The organism is Cryobacterium shii (assembly GCF_004402595.1).
GTDB lineage: Bacteria > Actinomycetota > Actinomycetes > Actinomycetales > Microbacteriaceae > Cryobacterium > Cryobacterium shii.
On record NZ_SOFY01000077.1, the window covers coordinates 120,467 to 136,085 of the forward strand.

Sequence of the window (15,619 nt, forward strand, 5' to 3'; positions counted from 1 at the left end):
TTCGTTCAGCGGCCGGCGGCTGGTGGGCCGGACGAGGGGCGGCCGGCGGTGGGTGCGGCGGGCGGCGGGTGCGGCGGCCGGTGGGCGGCGCTGCTAGCGGGTGGTGGTCCAGTCCAGGTTGATGACATCGCGGATGTAGATGTCCTCGCCGAGCCCCGACACCGACGGGTTCATCCGCAGCAGCTGCTGTACCGGCACGTCGAAACGCTGCGCGATCGCGAAGAAATCGTCTCCCTCGACCACGGTGTAGCTGAGCAGGTTGCCCGACCCGTCCCGGGTCGCCGCGCCCAGGGCGCCCGCCGTGGAGCCCAGGTCGTTTGCCGGGCCCTCGGGCAGCGGTTCGGCCGGGGCGGCCTCCGCATTGGGCGTGATGGTGGGCGCCGGTGCCGGCAGAGCAGGCGGGACCGGCACCGCAGCAGGAGTGGGGGTGGGTGTGGGCGTCGGCGTGGGCGTGACCGTCACGGTCGCCGTGACGACGGGTGCCGGCGCGGCGGCGCATCCGGCCAGGCCCAGCAGCGCAGCCGCCACTACCGTGATGCCGAGCCCACCGGCTGCCAGGCGACGCTGTGTGGAGCGCATTTTCCCCCCAAGGTGAGCGCCGCGCGTCCCCCGCACGGCAGTGTCAGTCTAGGCCGCGGTTCAGCATTCGATGACGTTGACCGCCAGGCCGCCCTCGCTGGTCTCCTTGTACTTGGTCATCATGTCCAGGCCGGTCTGGCGCATGGTTTCGATCACGGTGTCCAGGGAGACGAGATGGGTGCCGTCCCCGTGCAAGGCCAGCCGGGCTGCCGACACCGCGGTGGAGGCCGCGATCGCGTTCCGTTCGATGCAGGGCACCTGCACGAGGCCGCCGACGGGGTCGCAGGTCAGGCCCAGGTGGTGCTCCATCGCGATCTCGGCGGCGTTCTCCACCTGTCGCGGTGTGCCGCCGAGCACGGCGCAGAGGGCAGCGGATGCCATCGCGCAGGCCGATCCGACCTCGGCCTGGCAGCCGCCCTCCGCCCCGGAGATCGAGGCATTGGCCTTGACCAGCGAGCCGATCGCAACGGCGGTCAACAGGTAGCGACGGATGCCGGCGGCATCCGCCCCCGGTACGAACCTCAGGTAGTAGTGGCCGACCGCCGGGATGATGCCCGCGGCGCCGTTGGTCGGGGCCGTCACCACCCGCCCGCCGGAGGCGTTCTCCTCGTTGACGGCGAGGGCGAAAGCGTGCAGCCACTCGGTCGAGGTGTCGCGCTCCCGCTTCGGCAGCCGGTCATATTCTTCCAGCTGCATACGGACCGCGGCGGCCCGTCGCTTGACCTTGAGCCCGCCGGGGAGCGTGCCGGTGGCCACGAGGCCGGCCTCCACGCAGACGTGCATCGCGTCCCAGATCGCGTCGAGGCCGGCCTCGAGTCCGTCGGCGCCGTGGATGGACTCCTCGTTGGCGCGGGCGACGTCGCAGATGCCGAATCCGTGCTCGTCGCACAGGGCCAGCAGCTCCGCGCTGGAGGAGAACTGCAGCGGCTGGGTCCGGGTCGTGCGGGGTCCCGCGGTGTCGCCGTCGCGGCGGATGAACCCGCCGCCGATCGAGTACCACGTCTCTTCGAACAGGGGCCGGGCATCCATGCCCCACGCCGTCAGGGTCAGCGCGTTCGGGTGGCCGGGCAGGCGGGTGCGCGGTTCGAAGGTGATGTCGTCCCGCGCCACCGGGATCTCGTGACCGTGCAGCACCAGGATGGCGTCGGCGGGCAGGCCGGACCAGGCGGTGCGCACCGCGGCCGGGTCGCAGGTCTCGGGCCGGAGCCCGGCCAGACCGGCCAGGACGGCGTCGGGCGTGCCGTGGCCGAGCCCGGTCGAACCCAGCGAGCCGAACAGCGCACAGCTGATCCGGGTGACGAGGGGCAGCGTGCCCGAGTCGAGGAGGTGGTCGGCGAAGGTGCGGGCGGCCCGCATGGGGCCGACCGTGTGGGAACTGGAAGGGCCGATCCCGATGGAGAAGAGGTCGAGGGCCGACACGTACGCTGTCATCCGACCATCGTAACCGCGCCCCGCTCCCGGACGGCGTCAGGTCGGCGGATGGTCGTGCGCGCCGTGATCTGCACCGACGCGGCTCGGTCGCCGCCCACCATCCCGTCCGCGTCGGGCAGGATGGGGGCATGGACGAGAACGTGGAGACCGTCGTCATCGGCGGCGGGGCGATGGGGTCGGCGACGGCGTGGCAGCTGGTCCGGCGGGGGCGCCCGGTCACCCTGCTGGAACGCTTCGAGCCGGGGCACCTCAACGGGGCCTCGCACGGCGCCTCCCGCAACTTCAACACCGCCTATGCTGACCCGACCTATGTCGGCATGCTCGCCGAGGCGTTGCCGCTCTGGCGGGAGCTGGAAGAGGAGACGGGCAGTGCGCTGCTGGCCCAGGTCGGAGTCGTCAACCACGGCGCGAACCCGGCGTTCGACCGGGTGGCGGAGGCGCTGACCGGCGCGGGGCTGGGGGCCGAGTTCCTGGTGCCGGAGGCCGCGGCCGAACGCTGGCCGGGCATCCGCTTCGATGGGCGGGTGCTGCACAATCCGGACGCCGGTCGATTGAACGCGGATGCCGCGGTGACCGCACTGCAGGCCGCGGCCGTCGCCGCCGGGGCTTCGGTCAGGCACGGCGTCCGGGTGCTGCGTCTGGACGTTCAGGGCGACGACCGGGTTCGCGTGACCCACGAGAACGGCAGCATCACGGCCCGGCGCGTGGTCGTCACGGTCGGGGCCTGGACCAGCGGCCTGCTCGCGGGCGTGCTTGCGACGCCCCGCCTCACGGTGACGCAGGAGCAGCCGGCGCACTTCGCCCTGCGCGACACCACGCCGGCCGCGCTGCACCGGGCAGGGACCGAGTGGCCCGGCTTCAACCATGCGCCCGACCGGTCGGACCCGCGCTACGCGTGGTGGTACTCACCGGTCTACGGCATGTACACCCCGGGGCAGGGGGTCAAGGCCGGCTGGCACGGCGTGGGCCCGGGGACCGACCCGGATGCGCGCAGCTTCCGCCCGGAGCCGGTGCAGCTCGCCGCCCTGCAGCGGTACGTGCGCGAGTGGCTGCCCGGCGCCGACGCCGACGTGCTGGAGCCGGTGACCTGCACGTACACGACCACGGTCGACGAGGACTTCGTGCTCGACCGGGTGGGCCCAGTGATCGTCGGCGCTGGCTTCAGCGGACACGGCTTCAAGTTCACGCCGTCGGTCGGCCGGATCCTCGCCGACCTGGTCACGGGCGCCGCCCCCGCCCCGTCGCGCTTCGCCCTCAACCGCACGCCGAACGCGGGCCCCGGCGGCTGGCTCGCCCGCGCCTGAGCGGAGCCGCGCCTGAACGGACCCGCGGTGTCCGGCGTCGACCCAATTCGACGGAGATTCGGCTCTAAAAACACGTTTCCGGCCTGTTTTGGGGCGATTTGGGCAGAATCTCCGTCGAATTCGTTGGGGCGAAGGTGCGGGCAGGTGAGTCTCGGGCAGGACGGATGCGCCCCGGGAAGGGCGGCTGCGCCCCGGGAAGGGCGGCTGCGCCCCGGTCAGGACAGGTGCGCCACGGGAAGGGCGGCTGCGTCCCCGTCAGGAGAGCTGCACCGCCGCCAGCGCGAGCGCCGCGATCAGGGTCCAGGAGAGTAGGCCGACGGTCAGGGCGCGGCCGCCCGTGCGGGCGAGCGAGCGCAGGTTCACGGCTGCTCCAAGCCCGAAGAGCGCGGCGGCGAGCAGATACGTCTGAACGGTGTCCGCGGCGACGAGCACGGCATCGGGCAGCGGCGCGACCGTGCGCACGAGCACCGCAACCAGGAACCCGGCCACGAACAGGGGCATGATCGGGGTGCGGCGGGTCGGGGCATCCGTCGCCGGGGCGCCCTGCTGCCGGAGTGCGTCGAGGCGGCGCTCCCGCAGGCCGACCACCGCGACGAGCGGGGCGAGCATGAGCACCCGGGTGAGTTTCACGACCACGGCCACGCCCAGCGCGGCCGTCCCGGCGACCTTGGCGGTGGCGACCACCTGCCCGACGTCGTGCACGCCGGCGCCGACCCAGTGCCCGAATTGCAGGTCGGTCAGGCCCAGCGGATGCCACAGCAGCGGCAGCACGGCAATGGCGAGCGTGCCGCAGAGGGTCACCAGCGCGATCGGGGTGGCGGTCTCCTCATCCTTCGCCCTGACGACCCCGCCCACCGCACCGATGGCGGAGGCGCCGCAGACGGAGAAGCCGGTCGCGATCAGGAGCGGCTGATGCCCGGTCAGGCCGATCCGGCGGCCGAGCCAGAGGGTGCCCAGGAATGTGAGCAGCACGATGGCCACGGTGCTGAGGATGGTCACCCAGCCGAGGCTCGCAATGTCCACGAGGCTGAGCTTGAGGCCGAGCAGCACGATGCCCAGGCGCATGAAGCGGCTCGCGGCCAGGGACAGGCCCGGGGCGAGGACCCCGGTCAGGGCCGGGCGGGCGACTGGGACGTTGCCGGCGACGATGCCGAGGACGACCGCGACCGTGAGGAGCGGCAGCGACGGGACCAGCGCGTGGACGGTGCCGGCGAGTACGGCGGTGGAGGCCGCGACGAGCACTCCCGGCAGCCACATTGCGCCAAGTTTACGGGCGGCGGCCCGTGCGCTCGGCGCCGAACCGTGAGAAAAGCCCCTCTCCCGGGCGGGAAAAGGGGCTTTGCTCACGGTTCGGCGGGGCTTCGCGGCGGTCTCTGTGCTCGGGCTCCGCGGCAGGTCTAGCGGTGGTGGAACCGCGCGACCATCGGGCAGTCGAACGGGTCACGGGCGCCGAGGCCGACCTTGTTCAGGTAGGCGATCACGATGCCGTACGACTCGAAGAGCGAGGTCTCCGTGTAGAGGATATTGTGCGACTGGCAGTATTCCTTGGTGATTTCCTGGGCCTTGCGCAGGTGCGGCCGGGCCATGTTCGGGAACAGGTGGTGCTCCACCTGGTAGTTGAGGCCGCCCATGAACGTGTCCATGAAGGTTCCGCCGCGGATGTTGCGGGAGGTCAGCACCTGGCGACGCAGGAAGTCGACCTTGCTCTCGTGTGGGAGCTGCGGCATGCCCTTGTGGTTGGGGGCGAAGGACGCTCCCATGTACACGCCGAAGACGGCCAGCTGCACTCCGATGAAGGCGAACGCCATGCCCAGCGGCAGGAAGTAGAAGATCACGGCGACGTACAGCAGGATGCGCGTGGTGAGCATGGTGATCTCGAGCCAGCGCTTGTCGACCTTCTTGCGGCCGAAGACCGTCTTGAAGCCCTGCACGTGCAGGTTGAAGCCCTCGGCCATCAGCAGCGGGAAGAACAGGTAGCCCTGCTTGCGGGTGACGAAGGAGCCGACCCAGCTCACCTTGGCGGCGTCTTCTTCACGGAAGACGATGAAGTCCGGTTCGATGTCCGGGTCCTTGCCGATGACGTTCGGGTTGGCGTGGTGACGGCTGTGCTTGTTCATCCACCAGGCGTAGCTGATGCCGACGAACAGGTTCGCGAGGATGCGGCCGGCGGCATCGTTGGCCTTGCCGGACTGGAACACCTGCCGGTGCGAGGCCTCGTGGGCGAGGAACGCGAACTGGGTCAGGATGATGCCGAGAACGCCGGCGATGATGAGCTGGTACCAGCTGTCGCCGAGCAGGACGAAACCGGTTGCGGCCCCGGCGGTGGCCAGGATCAACATCGAAAAAACAAACCAGTAGAAACCGGTGGCCCGCTTCAGCAGGCCAAGATTGCGCACGGTGTGCAGCAGCGATGAATACTCGGTAGTGGGGTTTTTCGAATCGCCACCCGGGCGAGTCTTGACAATGCGCACCGTGGGTGCAGCTGCAGCTTCCGACATGAGGCCTTTGGTTGGTGTCTGGACTTCTCAGCCGGTGATGGAGCAAATACTCGCGAAACAGATATCTGTATCCTATGGGCGCAATCCCCTTGCGGGGGGTGTTTTCACACCTGTTTCCCAGTCGCTATATGCCATCGGCGGCATATGAAGGAGCTGCGGTTTCACCGAATCTGGTCGGGAATCAGCGCCAGCCGGGAAGCCAGATGTGCAGCTGCCAGTACTGCAGAGACGTCTGGGTGCCGGTCCAGAGCGGGTAGAAGAAGGCGCTGACGACGGTGGCGGCGATCAGGAATGCCAGCACGAGCCAGCGGGCCTGGGCTGGCGCGGCATCCGGCGCCGCTGCACCTGGCGGGGCGGCATCCGTCAACGAGGCATCCGTCACCGCGGCATCCGTCACGTCCCCGGAGGCGGCAGCAGGGGCGGCGTCCGTCGGGGCCAGGCGGAGGATGACGCCGATCACGAAGGTGAGGCCGAGCAGCAGGTACGGCTCGAACGTGATCGTGTAGAACTGGAACACCGTGCGGTTCAGATACATCAGCCAGGGCAGGTAGCCGGCGACCAGGCCCATCAGGATCAGGCCGACGCGCCATTCCCGGTACCGGGCCAGACGGTAGACGAGGTAGAAGATCGCGGCCGTTGCCGCCCACCAGATCAGCGGGTTGGCGATCCCCGTTATCGCTTCGGAGCAGGTTCCGGTGCCGCAGCCGTTCTCGCCCAGCGAGGAGCCGCGGTAGTACATGCTGGTCGGCCGGATCATGAACAGCCAGGTCAGCGGGTTGGCCTGGTACGGATGCGGCGTGCTGAGGCCCACATGGTAGGTGTACGCGGCCACCTGGTAGTGCCAGAAGCTCTGCACCGTGCCCGGCACCCAGGCGAGGGCGCCCGTCCACGCGGCCCCGGGGGAGGACGCCCAGTCGCGGTAGTACCCGCCGGCGGTCACGAACCAGCCGGTCCAGGCGACGAGGTAGGTGGCCACGGCGATCGGGACGGTCAGCAGAAAAGTGGCGGGTGCCTGCTTCAGCAGCGCGGCGCTCCACCAGAACGGGATTCCGGCCCGCCGCCGGGCGAGGGCGTCCACCACCACGAGGTAGACGCCGAATGCGGCCAGGAAGTAGAAGCCCGACCACTTGACGCTGCTGGTGAGGCCGAACGCCAGCCCCGCGGCGAGCAGCCAGGGCCGCCACCAGAGGGCCGGGCCCCAGCCGGGGTCGCGCCCGGCGTCCCGCTCTCGCGCCACCCGGGCGGCCAGCCGCCCGGCGTGCCAGTCCCGGTCGAGCAGCACGGCACCGAAACCGAGCAGGGCGAAGAACATCACGTAGTTGTCGAGCAGGGCCACCCGGGACATGACGATGGCGTTGCCGTCGATGGCGAACAGGAACCCGGCGATCACGGCCAGCAGGGTCGACCCGAGGAGCCTCTTCGCGATCAGCATCAGCAGCACGACCGCCAGCACGCCGATCAGGGCGGTCATGATGCGCCAGCCCCAGCTGCTGTCGGGCCCGAAGGCCGCCATCCCCAGCGCGATCAGCCACTTTCCGAGCGGGGGATGCACCACGAACGACGGGGCGGTGAGGAAGATGTGGGTCTGGCCGGCCGCGAAGAGGGTATCCGCCTGGTCGGGCCAGGTCGATTCGTAGCCGTGGTTGAAAAGTGTCCAGGCATCCTTGACGTAGAAGGTCTCATCGAAGACTAGCGAGTGCGGGCTGCCGAGGTTCCACAGGCGCAGAACCGCGGCCAGGATGGTCACCGCGAGGGGGCCGGCCCAGCGGAACGCGCGGTTAGTGAGGAACACCTGACCATCGTAGTGAGCCGGGGCTGCGAGACTGGGAGCATGATCATCCTCGCTGCCACCCCGATCGGAAACCTGGGCGACGCGTCGGCGCGTTTGGTTGAGGCCCTGACGACGATGTCGATCATCGCCGCCGAGGACACCCGGGTCACGGTGCACCTGCTCAAGGCGCTCGGCGTCGAGAACCGCCCCCGGCTGATCAGCCTGCACGACCACAACGAACGCGGCAAGGCGGCCGAACTCGTGGAACTGGCGCGCGACACCGACATCCTCGTCCTCAGCGACGCGGGGATGCCCACCGTCTCCGACCCCGGGTTCCACCTGGTGGATGCCGCCGTCGCCGCCGGCGTCGTCGTGTCGGTGCTGCCCGGGCCGTCCGCCGTGCTGGCGGCGCTCGCCGTGTCAGGGCTGCCGACCGACCGGTTCACCTTCGAAGGCTTCCTGCCCCGCAAGCACGGCGACCGCGTCTCCGCCCTGCGCGAGGTGGCCGCGGAACGGCGAACGATGGTGTTCTTCGAATCCCCCAACCGCCTGGCGGCATCCCTGACCGACCTCGCCGCGGTCCTCGGGGCCGAACGCCGGGTCGTGGTCTGCCGCGAGCTGACGAAGTTCTACGAGGAAGTGAAGCGGGGGACCGCGGCCGAGCTGGCCGAGTGGGCCGCCGCCGGGGTCAAGGGCGAGATCTGCATCGTCGTGGCCGGAGCCGAGGCGCGCGTGATCAACCTCGAGACCGGTGTGGCCGAGGTGCTGGCGCTGGTCGCGGCCGGCACTCGCCTCAAGGATGCCGCCGCGGACGTGTCCGCCGCGTCCGGGCTCGGAAAGCGCGACCTGTACGAGGCCGCCCTGCAGCAGAAAACGGGCAAGAGCACGCCGGCCCAGGACGACTTCCAGTCACTTCCGCTCTCCTGAACCGCTGCACCGACGAGTCGCCCCGGCACATAGTTCGCCGAAGCTGACAGAGCATCCGGAGATAAGTGAGGGATACTCGGCGTTCGGGGCGCCAGTGTCGGCACCAGGCGACGTCAGAGGCAGCCCCCCGAAGGTGTGCAATGAACCGGGCCGTGAAATTCCCCAACTACGGGAGACTCGCGCTCCTCGAAATCATCGAGGAGCCCCTGCCGGTACCGGAAGCCGGGCAGGTCCTGGTCAGGGTCGAAGCGACCGGACTGAACCCCACGCCTCGGTTCCCCGCCGGGCAGGGCACCGACTTCGCGGGGGTCGTGTCGCACAGGTCGCCCCCCATGGGATCGACGCCGAACTCGACCCGGTCGTCGACGCGGCGATGTCGAGCGAACCCTGGATCAACTGGATCACCGTGGCGACCGTGGCCGATCTGGTTGCCAGCCACCGGATCGTGGTTCCCGTCGTCTCGATCTACCCGCTGGACGAGGCGCAGGATGCCTGCCGTGAACGCGAGCGGGGCGAGGCCGAGGGAATGATCGTGCTCAGGACGGATGCCGGCCGTCGCGCGCGGCACGGGCCGGGCCACCGGGCCGTGGGCCGCAGAAACAGCCCCGCCGAGTAACGGGGCCAGCTTCATCCGCTGCTCCCAATAGAATGTGACCATGTCCGACGGCTCATCTTTTTACATCACCACGCCCATTTTCTACGTGAATGATGTCCCCCACATCGGGCACGCCTATACCGAAGTGGCCGCCGACGTGCTCGCGCGCTGGCACCGCCAGTCGGGGGAGGACGCCTGGCTGCTCACCGGAACGGACGAGCACGGGCAGAAGATCCTGCGCACCGCGACCGCCAACGGCGTCACGCCGAAGGAGTGGGCCGACCGACTGGTCGAGACCGCCTGGAAGCCCCTGCTGAAGACGGTCGACATTCGAAACGACGACTTCATCCGCACCACCGACGAGCGCCACGAGGTGAACGCGCAGAAGTTCCTGCAGCACCTCTACGACGCCGGCCACATCTACACCGGCGAGTATGAGGGCTTCTACTGCGTCGGCTGTGAGGAGTACAAGCAGCCGAGCGACCTCATCGACGGCGTCGGGGAGTACGCCGGCCAGCAGGTCTGCGCCATCCACTCCATCCCGTGCGAACTGCTGCACGAGAAGAACTATTTCTTCCGGATGAGCACCTTCGCCGACAAGCTCCTCGCGCTCTACGAGGAGAACCCGAACTTCGTGCAGCCCGAATCGGCGCGCAACGAGGTCATCTCCTTCGTCAAGCAGGGCCTGTCCGATCTGTCGATCTCCCGCTCCAGCTTCGACTGGGGCATCAAGGTTCCGTGGGACGACAGTCACGTCGTCTACGTCTGGTTCGACGCGCTCCTGAACTACATCACCGCCGCCGGCTATGGCCACGACGACGAGAAGTTCAGCCGGCTCTGGCCCGCGACCCACGTGGTCGGCAAGGACATCCTGCGCTTCCACGCCGTGATCTGGCCCGCCATGCTGATGGCCGCCGGCATCGAGGTGCCCCGCCGGGTCTTCGGCCACGGCTGGCTGCTGGTGGGCGGCGAGAAGATGAGCAAGTCGAAGCTGACCGGCATCGCGCCGAGCCAGATCACCGACACGTTCGGCTCGGATGCGTTCCGCTACTACTTCATGCGCGCCATCAGCTTCGGCCAGGACGGTTCCTTCTCCTGGGAGGACCTCTCGGCCCGGTACCAGTCCGAACTCGCCAACGGCTTCGGCAACCTCGCCTCCCGCGTGATCGCCATGGTCGTGCGCTACTGCGACGGTGTGATCCCCGCCGCCGGCACGTTCGAGGAGGCTGACGAACTCATCCGCGGCACCGAGAAGAGGGTGACGGATGCCGCCACGCTGGCCATCAGCCACCTCGCCATTCACGAGGCCCTCGCCGCCGTCTGGGAGCTCGTCGACGAACTGAACGGGTACATCACCAGCCAGGAACCGTGGGCTCTCGCCAAGGACCCGGCCAACCGGGAACGGCTGGAGGCAGTGCTCCACACCGCCGTGCGCGGACTGGGCACCCTGGCCGTGCTGCTCTCGCCGGTCGTGCCCCAGGCCACCGCGAAGCTCTGGACCGCGCTTGGCGGCACCGGCCTGGTCACCGACCAGCGCATCGACCAGGCCTGGCTGTGGACCGGCGGCCCGAAGGTGTCCCCGCTGGAAGCGCTCTTCCCACGGATCGAGGCCACCGTTGGCTGACGAGCCCGGTCACGTTCGTCAGCGGGACCCGGGGGCCGGCCGCGACCTGAGCTACCCGCCGCTGCCGGTACCCCTGGTGGTGCCGGTGTACGACAACCACACCCATCTGGAGATCGCCGACGGCGAGCAGGCCCTGAGTGTGGCCGAGCAGCTCGACCGGGCGTCGAGCGTCGGCGTGCGCGGCGTCATCCAGGTCGGCGGCGACCTGGAAACCTCGCGCTGGTCGGCCGAGATGGCGGCGCGGGAGCCGCGCATGCTCGCTGCCGTCGCCATCCACCCCAACGAGGCCCCGGTGTACGAGGCGGCCGGAATCCTCGACGACGCGATCGCGGAGATCGCCGAGCTGGCGACCCGGCCCCGCGTTGTCGCTGTGGGGGAGACAGGGCTGGACTTCTTCCGCACCGGGCCCGAGGGCCATGCCAGCCAGTTGCGCTCGTTCGAAGCGCACATCGAGATCGCCAAGCGGAACGGCCTGGCCCTGCAGATCCACGACCGCGACGCCCACGAGGCCGTGATCGAGACCCTGCTGAGGGTGGGAGCCCCCGAACGCACGGTGTTCCACTGTTTCTCCGGTGACGTCGATATGGCCCGCGTCTGCGCCGACCACGGCTGGTACCTCTCCTTCGCCGGCACCGTGACCTTCAAGAACGCCGGGAACCTGCGCGAAGCCCTCGCGGCCGTGCCGCGCGCCCTGCTTCTGGTCGAAACGGATGCCCCCTTCCTCACCCCGGCGCCCTTCCGCGGTCGCCCGAACGCGCCCTACCTGCTGCCGAACACGTTGCGTGCCATGGCCGATCACCTTGAAACGGACGTCACCATGCTCGCCGCCCAGATCTCCTCGAACACCGAACTGGTCTACGGGCGGTGGGATGCCGAACCGGTGACCGCCCCCGACAGCCTGCCGAACACCAGGACGCGCCCGACCGGCGGGCTTGCATGACCCCGCCGCGCCACGGCTACGACCCGGGAGACGCAGCGGAGCCCATGCCCGGACCGGTCGCGGAGGCCGGCTCGATCTCCGAGGGCGAACCTGCCCGCGGCCGGCACGTGGCTCCGGTCGACGAGACCGCCGGCGAGGACGCACCGAGCGCCGAGGATCCATCGACCGAGCTGTCGAACGAGCCATCGACCGAGCTGTCGACCGCGACGCCCGCCGCACCCGCCGGCCGCTCGCTGCTCGGTCCCGCCGAGATCCGCGATCTGGCCGAGATGCTGGGCGTCAACCCCACCAAAAAGCTCGGCCAGAACTTCGTCATCGACGGCAACACGGTGCGCCGCATCGTCAAGGTCGCCACGATCACCCCCGCCGACACCGTGGTCGAGGTCGGGCCGGGCCTCGGCTCCCTCACCCTCGGCCTGCTCGAGACCGGTGCTCGCGTCGTGGCCGTCGAGATCGACGACCGGCTCGCCGAACAGCTTCCGATCACGGTCGAACTCATGCACCCGGGCGCGCCGCTCACCGTCATCCGTGCCGATGCGCTGAAGATCACCGAGATCCCGGGCGAACCGTCCCGCCTCGTGGCCAACCTGCCGTACAACGTGTCGGTGCCCGTGCTGCTGCACCTGCTCGAACACTTCGAGTCGATCCGCGCCGGCGTGGTGATGGTGCAGGCCGAGGTCGGCGAGCGCCTCGCCGCGCCGCCCGGCTCCAAGGTCTACGGCAGCCCGAGCGTCAAGGCCGCCTGGTACGGCCAGTTCCGCACCGCCGGCAAGGTGAGCCGGCAGGTGTTCTGGCCGGTGCCGAACGTGGACTCGATCCTGATCGCGTTCGAGCGCCGGGCCGAACCGCTCGCGTCGGAGGAGTTGCGGTTGAACACGTTCGCCCTCGTCGACGGCGCCTTCCAGCAGCGTCGCAAGATGCTGCGCCAGTCGCTGTCCTCCGTTCTCGGCGACTCCGCCACCGCCAGCGAGATCCTGACGAAGGCCGGGATCGACCCGACCGAACGCGGCGAGCAGCTCACCGTGGACGACTTCCTCGCCATCGCCCGCGCCTGGGACCACTGACCCGCGGGGCAGTAGAGCCGGTGGGGCTGGGCTAGGTTAGTCACATGACCAACGCGGCCGCTTCCCCAGTGGTGCACGCGAGGGCACCGGGCAAGATCAACGTCTTCCTCAAAGTCGGCGCCGTGCTCGAAGACGGATACCACGAGGTCGCGACGGCCTATCAGGCGGTGTCGCTGAGCGAGGATGTGCGCGCCTACCCGGCCGACGATTTCTCGGTCACGTTCGGCGGCTCCATCGACACCTCCGGACTGGCCGTCGACGGCAGCAACCTGGCCATCCGGGCCGCTCAGGCGCTGGCCCGCAAGTCCGGCTTCCGCGGCGGCGTGCGCCTGGAGATCGAGAAGAACGTGCCCATCGCCGGCGGAATGGGCGGCGGGTCCGCGGATGCCGCGGCGACTCTCCTGGCCTGCGACACCCTCTGGGGAACCGAAGCCACCCGCGACGACCTGCTCGCCATCGCCGCGACCCTGGGCGCCGACGTCCCGTTCGCGTTCACCGGCGGCACCGCGATCGGCACCGGCCGCGGCGACCAGCTCAGCCCGGCCCTCGCAAAGGGACAGTTCCATTGGGTGTTCGCCCTGGCGGACTTCGGCCTGTCCACGCCGGCTGTCTACAACGAACTGGACCGCCACCGCGAGCGTCACGCCCAGGACATCTTCCCGGCCCAGATCCAGCCCACCGTGGATGCGAACGTGCTGCAGGCGCTGCGCGCCGGCGACCCGCGGATGCTGGCGGAGGCCCTGCACAACGACCTCCAGGCGCCCGCGCTGCACCTGGCCCCCGGCCTCGGCAAGGTGCTCGAACTCGGCGAAGAGAACGGGGCGCTCGCCGGCATCCTCTCCGGCTCCGGTCCGACCGTCGCGTTCCTGGTCGCCGATGCCGACAACGCCCTCGAACTGCAGGTCGCGCTCAGCGCCTCCCGGCTGCGCGTGGTGCGGGCCACCGGCCCGGTGCACGGTGCCCGGGTCATCCACGACTAGCCCCGAACAGAAGGCGCGCGGGGCTCTCAGGCGGGGCGGGTAAACTAGGACCCTATGGCACATTTGCTCGGGGCCGAGTCCCTGCACCTTGAATTTCCCACCCGCGTCATCTTCGACAGCGTCACCGCCGGCTTGAACGAAGGCGACCGCATCGGCGTCGTCGGCCGCAACGGCGACGGCAAGTCCACCCTCATGCGCCTGCTGGCCGGGCGGATGGAGCCCGACGAGGGCCGCGTCACCCGCCGCCGCGGAGTCACGATCGGCATGCTCGACCAGTCCGACGACCTGGCCTCGGGCCAGACCGTCGGCCACACCATCGTCGGCGGCATCGACGAGCACATCTGGGCCGGCGACGCCAAGGTGCGCGACGTCATCGGGGGTCTCGTGCGGGACATCCCCTGGGACGCCCTCGTCGACGACCTCTCCGGTGGCCAGCGCCGCCGGGTGGCCCTCGCCGCCGTGCTGATCGGCGACCACGACGTCATCTTCCTCGACGAGCCCACCAACCACCTCGACGTGGAGGGCATCTCCTGGCTGGCCGGCCACCTCAAGACCCGCTGGGCCCCCAACTCCGGCGGCCTCGTGGTCGTCACTCACGACCGGTGGTTCCTGGACGAGGTCTGCAACATGACCTGGGAGGTGCACGACCGCCTGATCGAGCCCTTCGAGGGCGGCTACGCCGCGTACATCCTGCAGCGCGTCGAGCGGGACCGGATGAGCTCCGTGGTTGAAGCCAAGCGCCAGAACCTGATGAAGAAGGAACTGGCCTGGCTGCGCCGCGGAGCACCGGCCCGCACCGCCAAGCCCAAGTTCCGCATCGACGCCGCCAACGTGCTGATCGAGAACGAGCCGCCGCCCCGCGACACCGTCTCGATGCAGTCGATGGCCATGCAGCGCCTCGGCAAGGATGTCGTCGACCTGATCGACATCTCGGTGAAGTTCGGCGACAAGACCGTGCTGAACGACATCACCTGGCGGATCGCGCCCGGAGAGCGTACCGGCATCATGGGCGTCAACGGAGCCGGCAAGAGCACCCTGCTGAACCTGGTCGCCGGATCGCTTCAGCCCACCAGCGGGCACGTCAAGCGCGGCAAGACCATCAAGGTCGCCGTGCTCACCCAGCAGCTGTTCGAACTGGACGGCATCCAGAACGACCGCGTCAGCGAGGTCATCGGCCGCCAGAAGACGTCGTACATCGCCGGCGGCAAGGAAATCACCCCCGGCCAGATGCTCGAGCGGATGGGCTTCATGAGCGCGCAGCTGACCACCCAGGTCAAGGACCTCTCCGGCGGGCAGAAGCGGCGCCTGCAGCTTTTGCTGATCGTGCTCGACGAGCCGAACGTGCTGATCCTCGACGAGCCCACCAACGACCTGGACACCGACATGCTCGCGGCCATGGAGGACCTGCTCGACTCCTTCCCCGGCACACTGCTGGTCGTCTCGCACGACCGGTACCTGATCGAGCGCGTGACCGACAACCAGTACGCGGTCACCGAAGGCGCCTTCCGTCACCTTCCCGGCGGCGTGGACCAGTACCTCGAGATGCGCAAGAACCAGATCAACGGGAACGACAAGCCGGCCGCGGCGAACGAGTCGAACACGTCGGGCGGCAAGGCATCACGCAAGCTCGCCATCGGCGGCGCCGATCTGCGCAACGCCCAGAAGGAGCTCGCGTCGATCGACCGCAAGGTCGCCAAGCAGAACGCCCGGATCATCGCCCTGCACGAGAGCCTGGCCGTGCACGACCAGTCCGACTACGACGGTCTGGGCGCGCTGAGCACCGAACTGCAGGGGCTCGAGTCCGCCATCGCCGGTTTCGAAACCCGCTGGATCGAACTGTCCGAGCTGATCGAGGGCTAGGGTCGCAGATGCTGTGACCTCGTGTGACGTACGGGCGCACGAGGCG

The 15,619-nt window shown here is 69.5% G+C and carries 13 protein-coding genes; 8 read left to right on the forward strand and 5 right to left on the reverse strand.

The genetic code is table 11. The features are described from left to right. Positions 1 to 93 precede the first annotated feature (93 nt). Both E3O49_RS14555 and E3O49_RS14560 read right to left on the reverse strand, forming a co-directional pair. On the reverse strand, positions 94 to 579 hold the full coding sequence (locus E3O49_RS14555) for a LysM peptidoglycan-binding domain-containing protein (RefSeq protein ID WP_134367722.1): 486 nt from the start codon (positions 577 to 579) through the stop codon (positions 94 to 96). Between the two features lie 60 nt (positions 580 to 639). Then, complete coding sequence (locus E3O49_RS14560; protein WP_134367724.1) at positions 640 to 2,010, reverse strand: L-serine ammonia-lyase; 1,371 nt, start codon at positions 2,008 to 2,010, stop codon at positions 640 to 642. Between the two features lie 128 nt (positions 2,011 to 2,138). Between E3O49_RS14560 and E3O49_RS14565 the strand changes: the two genes are divergently transcribed. Further along, positions 2,139 to 3,314 carry an FAD-dependent oxidoreductase gene (locus E3O49_RS14565; RefSeq protein ID WP_134367726.1) on the forward strand — a complete coding sequence of 392 codons (1,176 nt, stop codon included), beginning with the start codon at positions 2,139 to 2,141 and terminating at the stop codon, positions 3,312 to 3,314. 255 nt (positions 3,315 to 3,569) lie between these two features. On the opposite strand, the gene E3O49_RS14570 is transcribed toward E3O49_RS14565, so the two are convergent. The 3 genes from E3O49_RS14570 to E3O49_RS14580 all read right to left on the reverse strand — a co-directional run bounded on the left by E3O49_RS14570 (position 3,570) and on the right by E3O49_RS14580 (position 7,604). Further along, complete coding sequence (locus E3O49_RS14570; protein WP_134451811.1) at positions 3,570 to 4,571, reverse strand: YeiH family protein; 1,002 nt, start codon at positions 4,569 to 4,571, stop codon at positions 3,570 to 3,572. A gap of 140 nt (positions 4,572 to 4,711) precedes the next feature. Next, on the reverse strand, positions 4,712 to 5,812 hold the full coding sequence (locus tag E3O49_RS14575; protein WP_134367730.1) for a fatty acid desaturase family protein: 1,101 nt from the start codon (positions 5,810 to 5,812) through the stop codon (positions 4,712 to 4,714). A 181-nt stretch (positions 5,813 to 5,993) separates the two neighbouring features. Further along, the gene (locus E3O49_RS14580) at positions 5,994 to 7,604 is read right to left on the reverse strand and encodes a dolichyl-phosphate-mannose--protein mannosyltransferase (RefSeq protein WP_134451813.1); all 1,611 of its coding nucleotides are present in this window, start codon (positions 7,602 to 7,604) and stop codon (positions 5,994 to 5,996) included. 39 nt (positions 7,605 to 7,643) lie between these two features. Here E3O49_RS14580 and rsmI point away from each other — a divergent pair, with 39 nt between their 5' ends. The 7 genes from rsmI (at position 7,644) to E3O49_RS14615 (ending at position 15,573) form a co-directional block, all read left to right on the forward strand. Continuing rightward, complete coding sequence (gene rsmI, locus E3O49_RS14585; protein WP_134451815.1) at positions 7,644 to 8,510, forward strand: 16S rRNA (cytidine(1402)-2'-O)-methyltransferase; 867 nt, start codon at positions 7,644 to 7,646, stop codon at positions 8,508 to 8,510. Between the two features lie 373 nt (positions 8,511 to 8,883). After that, complete coding sequence (locus E3O49_RS14590) at positions 8,884 to 9,126, forward strand: zinc-binding dehydrogenase (RefSeq protein WP_134402593.1); 243 nt, start codon at positions 8,884 to 8,886, stop codon at positions 9,124 to 9,126. Between the two features lie 40 nt (positions 9,127 to 9,166). Next, on the forward strand, positions 9,167 to 10,729 hold the full coding sequence (gene metG / locus E3O49_RS14595; protein ID WP_134367737.1) for a methionine--tRNA ligase: 1,563 nt from the start codon (positions 9,167 to 9,169) through the stop codon (positions 10,727 to 10,729). Next, positions 10,722 to 11,669 (forward strand): TatD family hydrolase, encoded by a 948-nt coding sequence (locus E3O49_RS14600; RefSeq protein ID WP_134367739.1) that lies wholly within the window; start codon positions 10,722 to 10,724, stop codon positions 11,667 to 11,669. Before metG ends, E3O49_RS14600 begins: the two co-directional genes overlap by 8 nt. 269 nt (positions 11,670 to 11,938) lie before the next feature. Then, positions 11,939 to 12,733, forward strand: coding sequence for a 16S rRNA (adenine(1518)-N(6)/adenine(1519)-N(6))-dimethyltransferase RsmA (gene rsmA / locus E3O49_RS14605; RefSeq protein WP_241975858.1), 795 nt, complete (start codon positions 11,939 to 11,941; stop codon positions 12,731 to 12,733). Between the two features lie 44 nt (positions 12,734 to 12,777). Further along, positions 12,778 to 13,713, forward strand: coding sequence for a 4-(cytidine 5'-diphospho)-2-C-methyl-D-erythritol kinase (locus E3O49_RS14610; protein WP_134367741.1), 936 nt, complete (start codon positions 12,778 to 12,780; stop codon positions 13,711 to 13,713). Between the two features lie 54 nt (positions 13,714 to 13,767). Beyond that, positions 13,768 to 15,573 (forward strand): ABC-F family ATP-binding cassette domain-containing protein, encoded by a 1,806-nt coding sequence (locus E3O49_RS14615; protein WP_134367743.1) that lies wholly within the window; start codon positions 13,768 to 13,770, stop codon positions 15,571 to 15,573. The last annotated feature ends 46 nt before the right edge of the window (positions 15,574 to 15,619 follow it).

Excerpts from the sequence above, each read along its gene's own strand:
- E3O49_RS14590 (WP_134402593.1), top strand. The coding sequence starts at position 8,884 with ATGTCGAGCGAACCCTGGATCAACTGGATCACCGTGGCGACCGTGGCC.
- E3O49_RS14615 (WP_134367743.1), top strand. The coding sequence starts at position 13,768 with ATGGCACATTTGCTCGGGGCCGAGTCCCTGCACCTTGAATTTCCCACC.
- E3O49_RS14560 (WP_134367724.1), bottom strand. The coding sequence starts at position 2,010 with ATGACAGCGTACGTGTCGGCCCTCGACCTCTTCTCCATCGGGATCGGC.
- E3O49_RS14555 (WP_134367722.1), bottom strand. The coding sequence starts at position 579 with ATGCGCTCCACACAGCGTCGCCTGGCAGCCGGTGGGCTCGGCATCACG.
- metG (WP_134367737.1), top strand. The coding sequence starts at position 9,167 with ATGTCCGACGGCTCATCTTTTTACATCACCACGCCCATTTTCTACGTG.
- rsmA (WP_241975858.1), top strand. The coding sequence starts at position 11,939 with ATGCTGGGCGTCAACCCCACCAAAAAGCTCGGCCAGAACTTCGTCATC.
- rsmI (WP_134451815.1), top strand. The coding sequence starts at position 7,644 with ATGATCATCCTCGCTGCCACCCCGATCGGAAACCTGGGCGACGCGTCG.
- E3O49_RS14565 (WP_134367726.1), top strand. The coding sequence starts at position 2,139 with ATGGACGAGAACGTGGAGACCGTCGTCATCGGCGGCGGGGCGATGGGG.
- E3O49_RS14610 (WP_134367741.1), top strand. The coding sequence starts at position 12,778 with ATGACCAACGCGGCCGCTTCCCCAGTGGTGCACGCGAGGGCACCGGGC.
- E3O49_RS14575 (WP_134367730.1), bottom strand. The coding sequence starts at position 5,812 with ATGTCGGAAGCTGCAGCTGCACCCACGGTGCGCATTGTCAAGACTCGC.
- E3O49_RS14570 (WP_134451811.1), bottom strand. The coding sequence starts at position 4,571 with ATGTGGCTGCCGGGAGTGCTCGTCGCGGCCTCCACCGCCGTACTCGCC.